Annotated in this window: 12 protein-coding genes; 1 reads left to right on the top strand and 11 read right to left on the bottom strand. The window is 45.3% G+C overall.

From position 1 onward, the window contains the following. Nucleotides 1–1,647 (bottom strand): FAD-dependent oxidoreductase, encoded by a 1,647-nt coding sequence (locus ASG89_RS27655; RefSeq protein WP_057314410.1) that lies wholly within the window; start codon nucleotides 1,645–1,647, stop codon nucleotides 1–3. 610 nt (nucleotides 1,648–2,257) lie between these two features. On the opposite strand from ASG89_RS27655, the gene ASG89_RS27650 reads away from it, so the two are divergent. Next, nucleotides 2,258–3,445 (top strand): Stk1 family PASTA domain-containing Ser/Thr kinase, encoded by a 1,188-nt coding sequence (locus tag ASG89_RS27650; RefSeq protein ID WP_057314408.1) that lies wholly within the window; start codon nucleotides 2,258–2,260, stop codon nucleotides 3,443–3,445. 318 nt (nucleotides 3,446–3,763) lie between these two features. On the opposite strand, the gene cysI is transcribed toward ASG89_RS27650, so the two are convergent. The 10 genes from cysI to ASG89_RS27600 form a co-directional block, all read right to left on the bottom strand. Further along, on the bottom strand, nucleotides 3,764–5,485 hold the full coding sequence (gene cysI / locus ASG89_RS27645; RefSeq protein ID WP_057314407.1) for an assimilatory sulfite reductase (NADPH) hemoprotein subunit: 1,722 nt from the start codon (nucleotides 5,483–5,485) through the stop codon (nucleotides 3,764–3,766). Between the two features lie 38 nt (nucleotides 5,486–5,523). Beyond that, nucleotides 5,524–7,350, bottom strand: a complete 1,827-nt coding sequence (locus tag ASG89_RS27640) for an assimilatory sulfite reductase (NADPH) flavoprotein subunit (protein WP_057314405.1) — start codon at nucleotides 7,348–7,350, stop codon at nucleotides 5,524–5,526. A gap of 208 nt (nucleotides 7,351–7,558) precedes the next feature. Then, nucleotides 7,559–8,386, bottom strand: a complete 828-nt coding sequence (locus tag ASG89_RS27635; RefSeq protein ID WP_057314403.1) for a carbohydrate ABC transporter permease — start codon at nucleotides 8,384–8,386, stop codon at nucleotides 7,559–7,561. Then, nucleotides 8,383–9,267, bottom strand: coding sequence for a carbohydrate ABC transporter permease (locus ASG89_RS27630; RefSeq protein WP_057314401.1), 885 nt, complete (start codon nucleotides 9,265–9,267; stop codon nucleotides 8,383–8,385). Before ASG89_RS27630 ends, ASG89_RS27635 begins: the two co-directional genes overlap by 4 nt. Nucleotides 9,268–9,356: 89 nt before the next feature. Beyond that, the gene (locus ASG89_RS27625) at nucleotides 9,357–10,676 is read right to left on the bottom strand and encodes an ABC transporter substrate-binding protein (RefSeq protein ID WP_057314399.1); all 1,320 of its coding nucleotides are present in this window, start codon (nucleotides 10,674–10,676) and stop codon (nucleotides 9,357–9,359) included. Nucleotides 10,677–10,788: 112 nt separating this feature from the next. Further along, the gene (locus ASG89_RS27620) at nucleotides 10,789–12,378 is read right to left on the bottom strand and encodes a response regulator (RefSeq protein WP_057314397.1); all 1,590 of its coding nucleotides are present in this window, start codon (nucleotides 12,376–12,378) and stop codon (nucleotides 10,789–10,791) included. Further along, nucleotides 12,371–14,173, bottom strand: coding sequence for a sensor histidine kinase (locus ASG89_RS27615; RefSeq protein ID WP_162259741.1), 1,803 nt, complete (start codon nucleotides 14,171–14,173; stop codon nucleotides 12,371–12,373). Before ASG89_RS27615 ends, ASG89_RS27620 begins: the two co-directional genes overlap by 8 nt. 22 nt (nucleotides 14,174–14,195) lie before the next feature. Beyond that, entirely contained in the window at nucleotides 14,196–15,038 is an 843-nt protein-coding gene (locus ASG89_RS27610; RefSeq protein WP_057314393.1) for a carbohydrate ABC transporter permease, read from the bottom strand. Nucleotides 15,039–15,092: 54 nt separating this feature from the next. Continuing rightward, nucleotides 15,093–15,971 carry a carbohydrate ABC transporter permease gene (locus ASG89_RS27605; RefSeq protein ID WP_057314828.1) on the bottom strand — a complete coding sequence of 293 codons (879 nt, stop codon included), beginning with the start codon at nucleotides 15,969–15,971 and terminating at the stop codon, nucleotides 15,093–15,095. Between the two features lie 82 nt (nucleotides 15,972–16,053). Next, complete coding sequence (locus tag ASG89_RS27600) at nucleotides 16,054–17,391, bottom strand: ABC transporter substrate-binding protein (RefSeq protein WP_057314391.1); 1,338 nt, start codon at nucleotides 17,389–17,391, stop codon at nucleotides 16,054–16,056. Nucleotides 17,392–17,469 lie beyond the last annotated feature (78 nt).

Raw genomic sequence — 17,469 nt, 5'->3', positions numbered from 1 at the left:
TTAGAGCATCTTTCCATCCCAAGGCAACCCCTTGTCCAAACGTCTTTTATCGTGAATATGATACAACTTCAACACATCAATATGACCCAATTCGAAGGTGTACATCTCCCAAATCTTACAAGGCTCTTCCTCAGACCCATCACGTGCCAATATTGCATTGACCGCCCTGCGTGCCGCCTCATTCGCACCTTCCATAGTCGCTAGATTCGTATTGGTACGAACATAATCTGCGGCTAAGAACAGATTCGGTATGCCGGTAAAAGCTTCTGGACGATCATCCCAAGTCCCTACACGATTAATGAGCAATGGCTCCATGTTGGTGCACGCATGCTCGGGATTGTCGAATTGAATATCCGTATCCAAGAACCAAGAGTGGAGTACGGAATCCTCCAAAATCACAGCCCCGTCAACATTCAAACTCAACTTCATTTGAGCCCATACCTCGGCTTTAATTTCATCCGCTGTACAGTGCTTCGCCGTTTTGCCAAACAGGATGCCAGGCGTATCCCAATCCGAAATATCAACGGACAAGATGCCTTTCACCGTTCCATCGCCATATTCACTCAGATTTACTTCCGGCCAAAATTGCTTCTGTGAAACCGAAGTTAGGGACCAAGGGGCATCCAAGTAAATCACATGCCCATGTGTAATCGGAACATCCTCACGTAAGTAATACTGGATGCCGTTCATCCACGCAACGGAGTCAACGAGCCTCTGCACACCTTGTAGTGAGGGGTCTACCTCTAACATCGTATCTGTTATCATTTTCCCCATCACCTCAACAGGGAATGCTGCGATATAGTAATCCGCTTCAATATCGAATTTTTCTCCATTCATAGAAATCGATGCACTGCGAATTTGACCTTCTATGCAATTAATTCTTTCTACGCTTGCACCCAAATAATAATTCAGACCTTGATCTTGAAGAAAAGTTAACCACGGGTAGATCCACTTATCATTCGTTGGACCGTTCAACAGTCTTACAAAACTCGTACCTGGCGTTGTAATATCTAAAGTCATCTGAACAGCCACGGGTCCTACCGTTTGTGTATTCGCAATCTTGGATTGGCAAGCAACGAGCGTTTTCGTGAAACCAGCAAAAATTTTCTGAAATGCAGGCGATTGCTGCTCAGCTTCGATAAACTCCCACCAATCGATTAAATTATATTCCTCTCGAATGCGTTCGTCGCAGCTAGTCATAATCTGCCACAGCTTACGACCATATTGCTCCATATCATCAATCGTAAGTCCTAAATCATTATCAAATAGATCTTTAATCAATACTAGCAAATTGTCTAAGCTAAATTCTATTTTGGCTAGTAAAGGCAATAACGGTGCGTTATAGGTCGCAATGTCTAGTCGGGTGACTTCTGTTAAATTATCGTAAACCGATCCATTCTCGTAGGGTATTCGCTTCAAGGTGTCAACCACATGACGATAGAATCGTGGAAATAATCGAAATCCGTGCTCCCCAGGCAAATCCTTCCGTCCACCAGTTCCACTGCCGACAAACGGCATACTTCTGGCTTTCCCACCAGGTATTTGCTTAAATTCGTAAACAGACACCTCATATCCTCTTACAATAAGTTCGTGAGCAGCACTCAGACCCGCGACTCCGCCACCTAAAATTGCGACCTTCTTCAACATAAATCCCCCTCGTTTTGGCGTTTTTTGTAAATTATTCTGATCTTCCTATCATATCATTTAGGTCATTTGAAGCATAGAAGAATCCTAGTAAAACAAAATCATTCTAGTGGTGCGCATGAAAGCGAGAAAGGTTATTGATGTATCTATTAATCTAATTGAAAATGAGGCAATGCATAATATTGCTTTCCAAGAATCCTGATCGCTATCTCCCTTAGTGATAGGTACTTTCCGCTCAAATTTAATAAAGATTATTCCAAAATACAGTAAAAAGATGTACAGTAAAGTATAGGAAAGCACACGTGTTTTCCTTAGAATCCAAAGACAGTGTCAGTTGACAACAATTCCCATTGAACGAATATCCATGATGTCTTCCATTTTGCTCCCTCATACTTTGCGCAGCTGGTCTCATGAACGCATAACTCGATTATGGATCCATCTTACATTGACTTATAAATGCGCAGGTAATTCGAACTATAATGATAAAATTCCACATTTTTTTCACTTGATCAACTTATTTTTTATAACGAGTACTCCTAAATTCCTATCCGCCTTCGAATCCTTTATAATAAAAAGAAAACCAATCATACACGCCAGAGAGGATGGTTATTCCATGCCCGATCGAATAGGTACACGATACGTGCCAAGTACACAAATCGTCTCTTTCCCTCATGGAACTCTCCATTATGGTGATGATGTATTTCTGACTCGCAAAGTTTTACTTTATCGTAAAGCGCTTCGTCACAATCAACTTGGTGTCGATTACATAAGCTCACTTCAGGATAAAGCCGCGTTTATTCACGACGGCTTTCATCACATGTTGGATACATCAATCGCCGAGGATGCCGTCACCATTATTTTACAAGCAAAAAGCGGTTCACTGTTTGCCCATACCATGTTCAAACGCAAATGGACCTATGCCGCCGTTGTTGCGATTATAAGCGACTTAGGTGTTTCTCTGTTGGATGCTATGGAAGACAAGATAACAGGTTTTTCCGTACGCCCAGATAACCTATGGTTAACTGATCAGAATAAACTTTCGGTCATCAACTACTGGGAAGAAGATGAGCATCAAGAGCAAGGTGCCGTTGGCCTTTGCCGCTTAATGATTCAGCTGCTCACAGGGAGCGAAACAATTTCCGATGCATTCGAGGTCATGCATACGAGTCTGGAGCGTGCTTCGATTCCAAGCGCGACAACAGATCAAAAATTAGCTTTGATTCGCCTCATCAAATTTATTTGTCATGGGCAATCCTCGCTCTCTTCGCTCGTTTTCGGATTGCGGAGCTTACCGCCTACTGTCCCTAGCAACAAAAGCATTAAACAGGTTGAGCCGATCCCTGAAGAGTCACCCGAAGTACTGCCAACTGCACCATATGAGGGAGATACCCGTTCTAGTCGTTCGGCTAAACTGATTGCGCTTGGCGCCGTTTCTGCTCTCGTGATAGGCACTATTTCCGTGTGGTATCTGTGGCCAGAGCCAAAGGTTGTCCAAACGGTCGTCATCATCTCTCCGACACCTACTAGTACGCCAATCGCAACCGTCAGTCCCAGCTCCACACCAAACGCTAAGCTAACGAGCATGAATGAAGCCTCCGAGGAAACTGTCGTACCTGATCTGGTAGGAAAGACGCAAGAGGATGCGCATCAACTGATGCTAGATGCGGGACTCCACTACAACTTCTTCATTGAAACAAGTACACAGACCAAAGGCACAATAACGAAACAGGAACCGAAAGCAGGAACGAAAGGTTTGGTCGGGGATAATGTAACGTTTTGGGTGAGCAAGGGAGCACAGTGAAGAGTTAGGTTAGGGAATACGTCAGCGGTGACAGGTGTAAATACCAATCTCCAGGCGCGCTTTAACTGGAAAACATACAGCTAATTTCATGTAAATCCGCGTATTCTAAATTTAGATGTAAAAACTCCAGCTATTATCGGTCATTTCTTGCGAAACCAACAGAAACCCGAGAATAAGCTGGGGTTTTTCCAGTTATTTCATTTTTAACGAGAAATTAAAGGGAATATATGGATATTTTCCATCTATTTCCCGGAAGTTCCGCCGTGTCACAAAAAAAGCAGTTCAAGTCGCGAACGACTCAAACTGCTCTTTTTCATGTTAAGCGTGGAAATCTTGACCCGAACGGACTTCCTTCACATACCCAGCGCGAATGACGAAGTCACCGAAGTGTTCTTCACCTTGACGCTCTTTGGCGTAATGAGGGATGATCGTTTGCAAGGAATCCAGAATCTCGGATTCACCAATGTTTTCTTTGTACAATTTATTCAAGCGGTTTCCTGCGAATCCGCCACCAAGGTACATGTTGTACTTACCTGCAGCCTTACCAATAAACGCAAGTTCTGCAAGCATAGGACGCGCGCAACCATTCGGGCAACCTGTCATCCGAATCGTAATTTCTTGCTCACGAAGGCCAACACCTTCAAGAATTGATTCTACTTTTGTAATCAAAGAAGGCAGATAACGTTCCGATTCCGCCATCGCGAGTCCACAAGTCGGGAACGCAACACACGCCATCGAATTTCTACGCAATGCGGAGTAGTGTAGACCATCCGTAATGCCGTGATCTTTGATCAGCTCTTCGATTTTCTTCTTTTTCTGAGCACTCACGTTGCCGATGATTAAGTTCTGATTCGACGTGAGACGGAAATCGCCACTGTGGATCTTAGCAATTTCACGAAGACCTGTCATCAGACGATAGTCTCCATCATCCATCACGCGACCATTCTGAATGAACATCGTGAAATGCCATTTGCCATTGCTGCCCTTCACCCAACCATAACGATCTCCATTGGATTCGAAATGGAAGGAACGAGCTGGCTCAAGGTTCCAACCTAGACGCGTTTGTAGTTCATTCACGAACCACTCAATACCGCGATCGTCGATTGTGTATTTGAAACGAGCATGTTTACGAACAGAACGATCACCGTAATCGCGTTGGATCATAACTGTTTTCTCAGCTAGATCAACAGCCTGCTCCGGCTTAATGAAGCCGATTACTTGACCAACCTGCGGATACGTCTTGACATCACCGTGAGACATCCCCATACCGCCACCGACGGATACGTTAAAGCCCACCAAACGGCCTTCTTCAATAACCGCGATGTAGCCAAGATCCTGCGAGTAGACGTCTACATCGTTGGAAGGTGGAACTGCGATTCCGATTTTGAACTTACGCGGCAAATACACGTGTCCGTAGATCGGCTCTTGCTCTTCTCCGTCGCGGCTATCGATCAATTTCTCGCCATCCAGCCAAATCTCATGATAAGCTCTCGTACGCGGGTCCAAGTGGTTCGAAATGCGATTCGCCCACTCATAGACCTCGCCATGAACTTCGGATTGGTATGGATTCGGGTTACACATTACGTTACGATTCACGTCGCCGCATGCAGCTAGCGTACTAAGCATGGATGCGTTAACTTCTTGAATCGTTTTCTTCATGTTCCATTTAATCACACCATGCAACTGGAAGGATTGGCGCGTTGTAAGACGAATAGTCCCATTCGCATACTTCTGTGCAACACGATCCATCATCAACCATTGGTCAGAGGTTACAATCCCGCCTGCTGCACGAACGCGCAGCATGAACTGATACGCAGGCTCTAGCTTCTGCTTTGCCCGCTCATTACGTAGGTCACGGTCATCTTGCATGTAACTGCCATGGAATTTCATCAAACGGTTGTCATCCTCAGGGATGGAACCAGTGATGCGATCTTCTAATGTTTCTTCCAGACTGCCGCGCAGATAGTTACTGCGGATTTTAATATGTTCTACATCACTATGTGGCGCACTATTTTTCGATAGCAAATTATTTTCTGACATCTTGAGCTTTCTCCTCTCGCGATCGCGGGGATCCCGGTTTAATAAACATCCCGTTGATAACGTTTTTGCTGTTGCATGTTAGCCAAGTATTGCACGGCTTCTTCATTGCTTAATCCGCCCTCTTGCTCAAGAATCGTGAGCAGCGCAGCATTCACATCGTGAGCCATTTTCTTCTCGTCTCCGCAAATATACACAACGGCGCCTTCTTGCAGCCATTGATAAACCTCGCGACTCTTCTCTAGCATGCGGTTCTGTACGTATACTTTTTGATCTGTATCACGGGAGAAGGCTACGTCTAATTTCGTAAGAACGCCATCTTTCAACCAACGTTGCCATTCAACTTGGTACAAGAAGTCTGTAGCGAAGTGTTGATCCCCATAGAATAACCACGTTTTGCCATCTGCGCCCGTCTCTTCTTTCTCAGCAAGGAAAGAACGGAATGGCGCTACACCAGTACCAGGTCCAATCATGATAATTGGCGTTTCTGGATTCTCAGGCAACTTGAAATTCGGGTTGCTTTGAATGTATACCGGCAATGCTGCGCCCGATAGTGCGCGCTCTGCAAGGTGAACGGAGCAGACGCCATAACGGTTGCGTCCATTGGCTTCATAGCGAACAGCACGTACAGTGATGTGCACTTCATCCGGTGATGCTTTGGACGAGCTCGCAATCGAGTACAAGCGTGCAGGCAGTTTACGGAGCACAGCTACGAATTGGTTAGCAGACACACCTTGTAAGGAGAAGTCTTGCACCAAATCAAGTAAGTCTCGACCTGCAAGGTATGATTTCAATTCGGATTCATTTCCTGCAGCAACTAAAGCATGTAATTTATCATTAGAAGCAAGTTTTGCCACTTGTTCTAATAAAGGTTTCGTCAATGTAGTAATTTCATAATAACGAGTAAGTGCTTCTTGCAAAGGACGCTCTTCCCCATTTTTGTTTACAACAACCGGCGTGCTTGCATTCCAATCCATCGCCTGGATCAACTCTGTGACAAGACGCGGATGATTCTCAGGGAACACACCCAAGCTGTCGCCTGGTTCATATTGTAAATTGGAACCCTCTAAAGAAATTTCCACATGGCGCGTTTCACGATCAGAGCCACGGCCATTCAAGTTCAAGTTCTCAAGCACTTCCGCTTGGAACGGGTTTGTTCTGGAGTATTCCGACTCCGCGGAAGAAGCACTTCCAGACGAAGCTGTTGCTCCACCAACGGAAGCTGTAGCAGATGACGCATTTAAAGCATTAAGAACACTAGACACCCAAGCCGCAGCCGGCTCATCAAAGTCAACATCGCAATCAACGCGTTCAGTTAATGATTTTGCACCAAGCTCTTGCAAACGCTTATCAAAATCTTTTCCTGTTTGGCAGAAGAATTCATATGACGTATCACCCAAGGAAAGAACGGAATAACGAAGTTCTTCTAATTGAGGCGCTCTTTTACTATGAAGGAATTCGTAGAATGAGATCGCGTTATCAGGCGCATCGCCTTCCCCGTGAGTGCTCACGATCAAGAGCAGGTTTTGAACCTTTTTCAGATTATTCGGTTTAAAGTCACTCATGGAAGAGAGCGTTACTTGGAACGATTGTTCTTCCAGCTTCTTTGCAAACTTTTTGGCCAATCCATGGGAATTCCCTGTTTGAGAACCGAAAAGTAAGGTAACTTCTTTGGAAATGACAGGTTGACTAGCTACAGCCGTTGGTACGGAAGTAACAGGAGCTGTCGCAGAAGTTGTCGAACCTTGCCCAGCAGTTAAATAACCACTCAGCCAAATTCGTTGCAAATCTGTTAACGTTGGTAGGACGCGGTTGAGCAATTCAACTTGCTCTTGGTTAAAAGGACTATTTAAGACTTGAAGTTCCAACAAAATCCACCTCATCAGCATGTATTGATAAGCTTTGCTATTTTTCGCACTATTTTTACTCTCCATTGAAAACTATCACAGTGCGCACCATAGGTCAATTAGAATCCTCTTATGACTTATATAAGGGGAATTGATATATGGTTTAATTGGCACTTTTCATGCAAAAAATGACCCCGAAATGGGGTCATTTTAACATTTACATCCAATATTATCCTTTCACAGCTCCGTCCATGAGACCTGCGAAGACGTACCGTTGGAAAAATAGGTAAATAAGCACAGTCGGCAGCATGATAATTAGGATCGCTGCAGCGAGCTCATTCCAATAGGACGCTCGCTCCCCCACGAAGGACATGAGTGCAGTAGACAGCGTATGCAGCTTCTTCGCAGGCATATATAAGAATGGAATATACATGTCATTCATGATCTCAACCGTTTTAATGATCGCTAAGGTCGCTGTTGCCGGCACCATAATTGGGAAAATAATCGATCGGAAAATGCGGAAGTAAGACGCGCCATCCATCATGGCACTTTCATCCAACTGGTTGGAGATTTTCTCCATGAACTGCAGATAGATGAAGATTTGCAGGAGATCCGTCCCCGCATAGATTAAGGTTGGTGCGTACAACGTGTTGTATAAGCCTAGCGCTTTAATAATTTGAAACCTTGCAACCTCTGTGGTGTAAAAGGGAACGACCATCGCGACCGTGAACAGCGCGAAAATCAGCTTTTTCAAACGGAAATCAAATCGATTCAAAATATAGGCCGTCATCGTACCTAAAATCATATTCAACACAACACTCATGAAGATGAGGATGAATGTATTTTTAAATCCCGTCAGAATATCCCCTTTAATAAACGCTGTTTTCAAATTTCCCAAGTAGAAGGTATCAGGAATCGCTATCGGAGACGAGGCAGCAAGCTCTGCAGCAGGCTTCAGAGAGGCAAATAGTACTAGGAACAAGGGAATGAGTACGATGACCGTGATACACGCGAATACGAGGTAATACAGCGGCTTTAATCGCGAGCTGATTGTCATGCTTCACCGCCTCCTGCTGCTTGAAAAATTTTCTTTTGCACATAACTGAACACGATAATCATGACCATAAGCAGAATAGCCATTGTCGACGCTAGGCCGTAATTGTTGAATTTAAAAGCTGTATCCACCGTGTACAAGGTAAAGGTCGAACTGGCATTAGCCGGACCACCTTGGGTCATCAAGAACGGAATGTCGAACACTTGCAAGGCACCACGTACGTTCAGGAATAGCACAATCTCAATAACCCGACTCATACCAGGAATGGTGATATGCCAAAGCTGTCTTAACGGACTTGCGCCATCCATGCGTGCAGCTTCGTACAAGTCCTCTGGGATCGACTGCAATCCCGCAAGAAATAAAATCACATGCAGACCGCAATAACGCCATAACGATACAAAAATTAACGAATAGTTAACGACAGCTGGATCACTCAGCCAGCGTTGAATCCATGAATCCAAGCCTACAGAATCTAGAAATAAATTGAGTGGTCCATTAATCGGGTTATATAAATAGCTGAACACATACGCCACTGCGACCCCATTAATGACATAAGGTAGAAACACAATGGAGCGGAAGAAAGCATTCGCTCTCATTTTGGCGTTCAAGCTTACAGCTATCATGATTTCAAGTGGAAGAATCAAGGCATGAATGAGGAAATACTGCCAATTATGATAGAGTGATTTCCAAATTTCTGGCATATGAAAGGCTTGCACATAATTATCCCACCCTACATAGTTAAATGTTCTCGAGATCCCATTCCAGTCTGTCAAGCTAAGCTGTACGAGCTTTAAAGTCGGATACATCAAAAGCAACAAGAGTAGAAATACAGGCACGGCTAGAAAAATGACGATAATCAACTTTTTTTGCATGTTGTAACTCATGTAGGTCTCACCTCCAAGGCATGGGTAGAGGAAACACGGTTACACCAAATCGACCGCATTCCCTGCTGCCCTTCCATCTCTATACGATCTTATTTCTTCGCGTCACGCGCTTTGATCCATTTATCATCCAATTGCTTGGAGATATCACTAAGCTTTTTGCCTGAAATCATATCTTGACCGACCGTCTTCCAATCCAATTGCGTCGCATTGATCAAATCCGTGTACTTCTGGTTGCCTGGCACATATAAGAACGGCGTGATTTTATTGTTTTTGTAGAAATCATTCAGGAACGGCACATTCGCAGTCACACCATCAATCACCGCGCCTAGCTTCACTTTATCTACGTATTGCTGATGAACAGCTGGGCTGTAGAACCAGTCCATGAACTTCTTCACAGCTTCGGTGTTCTTGCTGTTTGTATTGATCGCATAGAAGTGATCTGAGAACGTCATCACGGTAAGCGGCTCGGATTCACTATCGCGAACAGGCAACGGGAACGCTGCCAAATCGTCAGCATTACCCACTTTGGACATATACGTATCCAGATACCATAAGCCCGCAGCTACAACAGCTGCTTTCTTACTCTCAAACAGTCCTGTTGCTTGATCCCAGCTTACACCAAGTGGATCTGGACCCATCACTTTGGCCCCGTACAAGGCTTCGATTTTGCTATACGCTTTGTAGAACGGTGTGCCTTCTGCAAAAGGATGCGCCGCAGTCGCAAGGTTGCTTAAGTAATTCTCATCACCTGAGGTGATGTGGTGCATGAACTCATTGAACGGGTAATCCGGCCAAGCATCCTTGCCTCCCATCGCGTACGGAATGTATTTTTTGTTCTCTTTGATCTTGCTCAACACATCAATGAATTGCGGCCAAGTCGTTGGTACGGCAAGTCCCAACTCTTTGAAAATACTCGGATGGTAGTAGACCATCTCAGGGAATTGAACAGTTGGCATCGCTAACACTTTGCCGTCCACTGCGTACTTTTTCGCATATTTATTCTTAGCCGTTGTACTCAGATCGTCGAGCGGAAGCAGCTCGGTTTTGAAATCATTAATAAAGTTCGGCTTCAATTCGAAGAAATCAGGCATTTCATTGGCAGAGAGACGAACCTTCATCGCTTTCAAATAATCGCCATCATTTTTGAACGCTTCTACTTCAACATTTACATTAGGGTCAACCTTGGAGTACTCTTTCACTTTAGCTGTCAAAAAATCAATAAAAGATGCGTTAACGTCCCACATCGCCATCTTGATGGTCACTTTACTGCCGGCAGCAGCCTCTTGCTTAGGTTTATCTGTCCCGGCTGGCGCTGTCGCCCCACTGCTCTCTGTAGTTCCGCACCCGCTTAGTACTACCGACATCGTCAACACGCTTGCTAATAGTGGTCCTGCCCATTTTTTTCTCATTCAAACAACCCCTCCATGACCTCTTATGTTTACGCTTACAACCCTTATTCTAAGAGTGGCGAAGCACAAAGGACATGACGATTCTTGTGCTTACTTGTGCATTTCTTGTGCATCACCCTAATCGGCTAGACTCGCGATACTGTTGTGGCGTCTGACCGGTTACTTTCTTGAAAATGCGACTGAAATGCCCCTGATTCGGGTAGCCCACTTTCTCAGCGATTTCAAACAGCTTCATGCCGCCCCACATCAACTGGATAGCTTTCTCAATCCGAATATGGGTCACATAGGCGATGAAATTCTCTCCCGTTTCCTTCGTAAATTGTTTGCTTAAATGGCTCTCACTCACACCTACCCACTCACTAACATCACTCAACGAAAGAGGTTCATGATAATGCGCATCGATATACGCCTTCGCTTTGTCGATCAGTCGCGGGGACTGTTGAATGGCTAATCGACGAGGGTCGAGCTGAGAAGCAACACTCGTGACCAGCTTCATTAACCAGTGGTGAACATCCATCATTCTCGACTTTTGAAGTAAATCTTCATAGGGTGGGGTTTCTAGTTCTGAAACGTCCTTCCAATCCAATCCATGGGCATGCAGCAGCCCTCCTAATTCCCAGAGAAAACCTTGATACATTTTTTGGATATCTTTCACTGACTTCGCTTGCTGTGATTGCCAGTAGGCAAACCCTTTATCCAATTCTTCTTGCCACGGTTGGCCCGTTTCCAGGCACCGCAGCAGCTCCTTGCGATCCCATACTTCTATGCCACAAGATTGCAGCTGTGAACGATTCATCCTCGCGTGTTCGGGAAAGAATACTCTTCCCTCCTTGGTAAAAAAGCGCAGTTCTGCCAGCTCTTTCGCTTGCTCATAAGCTGTTCGCCATTCCTGGCGAGACTGTATGAAATCAGATACCCCGATCGATACCGATTGATTCACGTATTGCTTGAAATGACTCACGAGTTGATCCATACCTTCTGCGAGGCGCTGCCTGATACTGTGACGACCTTGGCTTGCTTCCTGACGGAAAGAAAGCATAAGTGCATATTCCTTCACACTCATCGGAAGGATGGTAACCTCAGGGAAATACCCCTCCATCACTTGCCGAATCATGTGCTGTGTGAAAGTACCCGACTCCTCTGTTGTCGGGACTTGAATACATGCGATGACCTGTTCACCGCTTTCATGAAAGCTTGCCTGCGTCTCCTGTGGCACATCGCTCCCTCCTCGAAGATGAGCAGTAAGCGTGATCTCTCGCGCTTTCATCTGCTGTGCTCGCTGCTCACGTTCCTCTCGTTCGGCATGCTGCATTCGCTCTTTTAACATGTCAACTGCTTTCGCAACGACAGCATTCATCGGCTCCGGTTCCATGTGTGACTTCACGATGTAATCGACAGCCCCCAACAGGAATGCTTGACGCACATAGTCATACTCCGAGTATGCGCTAAGGACGATAACGACGGGATTCATCTTGATACTAAGGCTACTTAACCGCTCCAAACAGGTGATTCCATCCATCTTAGGCATTTGAATATCCATCATGATCAAATCAATATCTTCATGCTTATGAAGCGTTCTCAAAGCCTCTTGACCATCTGAAGCCTCCCCAACTATCTCACACTGGTATGTTTCCCAATCGATCAATTCACGTAGCGCAAGCCGTACAAGCGGTTCATCGTCGACAAGCATCACCCTAAACATGCTTCAATGCCTCCTTTTTCATTGTCGTACCGGTCGGACAAACCTCAAGTATTGGGAGGACTAGTTCCATCTGTGTGCCTATACCCGGTTCACTTCTCACAACGAGCCTTCCTTCACGTCCATATTGAAGCTCGATACGACTTTGTACATTCGCAAGTCCAATCCCATTGAAGGAATCACCTCCTTGCTTTCTCGCCGATTGCTCCTTGTCGATCTCGAAACCATGCCCGTTATCCCGAATCGTGATCCCGAAGTGGCGATCTCCCCATTTATATCCGCGAATATGAATGATCCCTTTACGATCCAAACCATGAAAGCCATGTACGATACTATTTTCAACCAGCGGCTGTAACAAAAGCTTTAACATCGTCGATTGGCTGATTTCATCCTCCAGTTCGGTATGAACTTCAAACCGATCCCCATATCGAATACGCATGATCGCAAAATAATCATCCAGCAGCTGCAGCTCCTCCCGAACTGTTGTGTAACTGCCGCCGCGGTTAAAGGCCGATGAAACCAAATGCATCAGCGATTCGGTCATCTTCTGGATGTGCGGTGTTTTCGCTATCAGTGCCATGATTTTAATGGCGTTAAGTGTGTTCACCAGAAAGTGAGGTCCGATTTGCGATTGCAAGGCACTCATCTCCGCATTCAAGCGCTCATCTTCTTTGATTTTCCGCTCCTTGATAAGCTCTTGGATGCGCAAAGTCATTTCATTGAAGCTATGACCTAACACATAGGTCTCTATGGGACCTGATGCTTCCAATTGCACTTCAAAGTTCCCCATCTTCACGCGGTTCATCTGCCTGACAAGGGTAAGAATGGGCTTCGCCATACTGCGCACCCAGAACCAGGAAGCCAATAAAAAGACAATTAACGCAACGGTTGAGACTAGCATTGTGCGATTATAGACTTGCTTAACGCTAGCTAACATTTGATCGTAAGGCATCACATGTATGTATTTCCATCCAGTTTGCGCAGAAGTTAGGTAACTCACGAAGGACTGTTTGCCCTCCTCACTTTGAACGTAGTTTCCTGTCTGCTCGCTCATCGCTCGCTTTAATAAGGCATGACTTGATGTTTGATTCATGATCAACTCGTCAGATGAGCTCGAAATGATGCTGCCATTCGGTGAAATCACCAGGAAATACCCCGACGCCGAAACTTGCGTCCGAAGCAATTGCTGCAACACGCTGCCCCGAAAAATAAAGTAAACGTTTTCAACTCCATTAAAAGAATCAGGGAATTTCGGCGAAATCGACGCCGTGATCTCCATATGCCCACTGGTACCAGGACGTAAATTATCCTCTGCACCAAAGATTTGAACTTTATTGACCTTATCTAACGTTTGCCGGTACCAATGTGCATGCCGCAGCTCATCTTCTTGTAAGCCCAGACTTTGCTTGTACGCATATGTACCACCGTCTCGGTAAAAGAAAACTGCCGAAATAATTTCAGCCGTGTAATGAAAATAATTACTTAGCTGGTGATCTAACTCCATACTCGCTTCATGGCTGGCTTGTTGACTCTGATTAGCTTGATAATGAATGCTTGTTGCCGTAGCAAACAGCTTATCATCATTGGCTATGGTTGCAATGGTATTAATCATCCTGCTCGTTTCCTTGTCGACTGTATACGAAACCTGCTCTAGCGTTTGCATCGCCCTTGTCGTTACGTTGTCGAATAAGACATAATTAAACGACCGCACGGAGAACCATGTCACAATGAAAATGGGTAAAAGAATGAGGACGACGAAAGAGACATATAAGACGGTAGCCATATGCCACCGTCCCATGAATGAAAATCCTTTTCCCATATTAACCTTTCACTGCTGACCCTACGGTCATTGCTTTCTCAACTTGCTCACTAAAGAGGATATAAACCAAGACTGTTGGCAAACTGGCAATCGTCATCGCTGCCCCCATTGCCCCCCAGTTCGTTGTAAACTGGCCTTGGAAGAAGAGTAATCCGAGCGGCAAAGTTTTCAATGATTCTTTGGTAATTAAAATGAGTGCCATTGTGAATTCATTCCAAGAGGATAAGAATACGAAAATGACCATCGTCGCCATAGCCGGCTTAATAATTGGTAAAATAATGGTATAAAACGTCCGATAAATGCTCGCCCCATCCATGCAGGCGGATTCTTCGAGCTCGACCGGGATCGAACGGAAGAAGCCGTAGAACACCATGCTGGAGAACGAGATATTAAATGCAATATAAGGAATGATGAGTGCACCGTACGTATTAGCTAAGTGGAAATCACGAACAAGAATAGCTAATGGGATCATGATCACTTGAACGGGAATGAACATCCCGATGACCACATAAATTCTCGCCGCTTCCTTGAAGCGCCATTGCATCCGAGCAACCGCGTAGGAAAACGTTACAGAGAGAACGATCGTACCAACAACCGTACATGCGGCCACGAGCAAGCTGTTGCTGAAGTACTGTGGAACATTAAATTTGGACCAAGCATCCACATAGTTTTCAAAGCGGAAATGCGTTGGAATCCCGAAAGGATTCGTAACGAAAATCTCATTGTTATTTTTGAGTGAATAGAAAATCATCCACAATAACGGGTACACTGACAATCCCGCATACACCCATAAAAGGATGCCAAGAAGCGGATTTTTTTTGCGTAATTTGAGTAAGCCGTTCATCTATAACATCCTCCTTAAAGTTTTCGTAAGAAAACTGGCTTCGTAAGCATTACCTTAAAAGGTAATACGTTCACGTGCGATAAGTTTGTTAATCGCTAACGTTACGATCAAACATTCAATGACGAGGAACGCTGCAGCTGCGCTGCCGTAACCAAACTCACCAACACGGAAGGCTGATCGGTACATGAGGTACGTCAATGTGTACGTGGAGTTACCTGGTCCGCCGCCTGTCATGATAAACATGTTAGCGAAGGCGTTCAGCCCCCCCGTAATCGCGAGAACTAGACAAAATTTGTACGTCTCCGCCAGCATCGGTATCGTAATCTTCATATGTGCTTTGAATTTGGAAGCCCCATCGATACGAGCAGCCTCTAAGTACTGTTCAGGTACAGACTTCACAGCCGCAAGAAGCAGCGCGAACTGGTAGCCCATGTACTGCCAAGCGTTTACGAAGGCAATCGCGAAGATCGCTGTTTTGCTGTTCGTCAGCCAGTCTTGACGATAAGAGATGCCAAGTGCTTCGAACACCTTGTTAATTAACCCATATTCACTGTTATACATCGCCAACCAGAGCTGACAAACGACGGTAATCGAAAGTACAACTGGAATGAAGTAGGAAATGCGTAGAATCTTACTTCCTTTGAAGCCCTCTGCTACGGTAAAAGCGAGTACGGACCCGATCCCAATTTGCACAATGGCTAGGATCCCTGCGAATACGAGACCGTTATAGAGCGACGTATAGAAAATACTATCTTGAAACAACCGCGTGTAGTTATCTAGAAAAATAAACGTGCCTTCGCTAAGGCCATCCCATTCGAAGGTGCTGCGGTAAAAGGTTTGTACAATCGGATAAAACACGATCACTGTATACAAAAGGAGAGCCGGCAGCGTGAACAGCATTATCGCCACTTTATTTCCCATGAATTTGCGCATGTCATCACTTCCCTTGTAGAGTAGAAGACTCACACTGGGGCGGAGCATTCCAGGGTGAGTCTCCTTGTCAAAAGAATCCCATTTATTTCGCAGTTACGGCTGCTTTATTCAGATCTTTCACGAATTGATCAGATGTGTAGTTACCTGTCATTAGGTTTTGTGTAGCATCTTCAAGTGCTGCTTTGAACTTCGGATTGGACAAGCCCCATGAGAACGCAGTTGTGCTTGTGATTTTCGGAATATCCTTGGAAAGCTGATCCATCATCGGTGGGAACTGCTTCACAATCGGCTTATCAACTTTAGTAGCTACGATTGGGTTGCTGCGGTTCGTGAATTTGTATTCGGCATATTTCAAAGAGACGAATGAAGCTACTTTCGCTGCAAGCTCTTTATCCTTGGTGTTCGCGGATACCGCGTATCCACCAGGTCCACCGCTGCCGCTGAACGCTGTTTTACCTTTTTCGTATGCTGCTGCATCCGCTGCTGGCAGGTACATGTAACCGGCTTTGTCGCCCAGCGCTTTAGTTGCTGCTTCGATTTCCCATTGACCATTGATGAACATCGCTGCTTTACCTTCATGGTATAGTGCCGCGGCTTGGTCATAGTTCAAGTTCGTTGCTCCTTTAGGGAGCATGCCCGCTTTCACAAGCTCGATGATTTTATCAGCGGCTGTTTTGTAAGCAGCGTCTTCCGCTTTAGCCGTACCTTTATCCAGCTTGTTGATACCGCCTGGTTCAGCACGTGTGACGAACATGTCGTACAGCGCTACGCAAGGCCATTTCTCTTTGGCGAAAATGGAAAGCGGCGTAATGCCTTTCGCATTGAACGTTTTTACAGCTGTCATCATTTCATCATACGTTGTTGGCACTTTCACGCCATTTTGTTGGAACAAATCTTTGTTGTAGTATAAGAGCGCTACTTCATTTCCTGCATAAGGGAATGCATACGTGTGACCATCATCGGTAACGAGTGTATTCATTGCGCTCGGCTGCATTTTGTCCTTGAAGCCAAACTTCGTTACATACTCATCCAACATCAAGATGTTATTGGATTTTTTGAACGTGTCGATAATGTCTAGACCTGCTTGGAAAATATCCGGAAGATTGCCCGTCGCTGCATACGTCTTCAACTTCTGTCCATCATCTTGTGCTTGGATATCCAACTCTAGCTCGACATTTGGCATTTCCTTTTTCAATTCAGCTACCGCATAGTCGTAAGGTGTTTTCGTATCTTCATCTGCATATTGGGCATAAATGCGTAGTTTTACTGGTTTTGCATCCGCCTTAGCCGGTGCTGTCGTTGCTGCAGCTGTTGCCGCTGGTGCTGCGCTCGTTGTTTCTTTCGGTGTTTCTGTGGAACCGCAAGCTGCTAGGCTAGTCGCCGCGAGTAAGCTTACGAGAGTAACTGCCATCTTTTTCATGTGTAGACCTCCCAATAATTCTTGTGCGTTTCTCCTCTTTACATCCTCAGTATAGAGGCAAAAACCCACAGTGATAAT

Source organism: Paenibacillus sp. Soil766 (genome assembly GCF_001428105.1).
Lineage (GTDB): Bacteria > Bacillota > Bacilli > Paenibacillales > NBRC-103111 > Paenibacillus_E.
The sequence above is the reverse complement of the archived record's forward strand: the minus strand, read 5'-3'. Positions and strand labels throughout refer to the sequence as shown.

What these genes read in the sequence shown, in the direction of transcription:
- ASG89_RS27635 (WP_057314403.1), bottom strand. Translation starts at nt 8,386, where the DNA reads ATGACAATCAGCTCGCGATTAAAGCCGCTGTATTACCTCGTATTCGCG.
- ASG89_RS27610 (WP_057314393.1), bottom strand. Translation starts at nt 15,038, where the DNA reads ATGAACGGCTTACTCAAATTACGCAAAAAAAATCCGCTTCTTGGCATC.
- ASG89_RS27630 (WP_057314401.1), bottom strand. Translation starts at nt 9,267, where the DNA reads ATGAGTTACAACATGCAAAAAAAGTTGATTATCGTCATTTTTCTAGCC.
- ASG89_RS27620 (WP_057314397.1), bottom strand. Translation starts at nt 12,378, where the DNA reads ATGTTTAGGGTGATGCTTGTCGACGATGAACCGCTTGTACGGCTTGCG.
- ASG89_RS27615 (WP_162259741.1), bottom strand. Translation starts at nt 14,173, where the DNA reads ATGGGACGGTGGCATATGGCTACCGTCTTATATGTCTCTTTCGTCGTC.
- ASG89_RS27625 (WP_057314399.1), bottom strand. Translation starts at nt 10,676, where the DNA reads ATGAGAAAAAAATGGGCAGGACCACTATTAGCAAGCGTGTTGACGATG.
- ASG89_RS27650 (WP_057314408.1), top strand. Translation starts at nt 2,258, where the DNA reads ATGCCCGATCGAATAGGTACACGATACGTGCCAAGTACACAAATCGTC.
- ASG89_RS27600 (WP_057314391.1), bottom strand. Translation starts at nt 17,391, where the DNA reads ATGAAAAAGATGGCAGTTACTCTCGTAAGCTTACTCGCGGCGACTAGC.
- ASG89_RS27655 (WP_057314410.1), bottom strand. Translation starts at nt 1,647, where the DNA reads ATGTTGAAGAAGGTCGCAATTTTAGGTGGCGGAGTCGCGGGTCTGAGT.
- cysI (WP_057314407.1), bottom strand. Translation starts at nt 5,485, where the DNA reads ATGTCAGAAAATAATTTGCTATCGAAAAATAGTGCGCCACATAGTGAT.
- ASG89_RS27605 (WP_057314828.1), bottom strand. Translation starts at nt 15,971, where the DNA reads ATGCGCAAATTCATGGGAAATAAAGTGGCGATAATGCTGTTCACGCTG.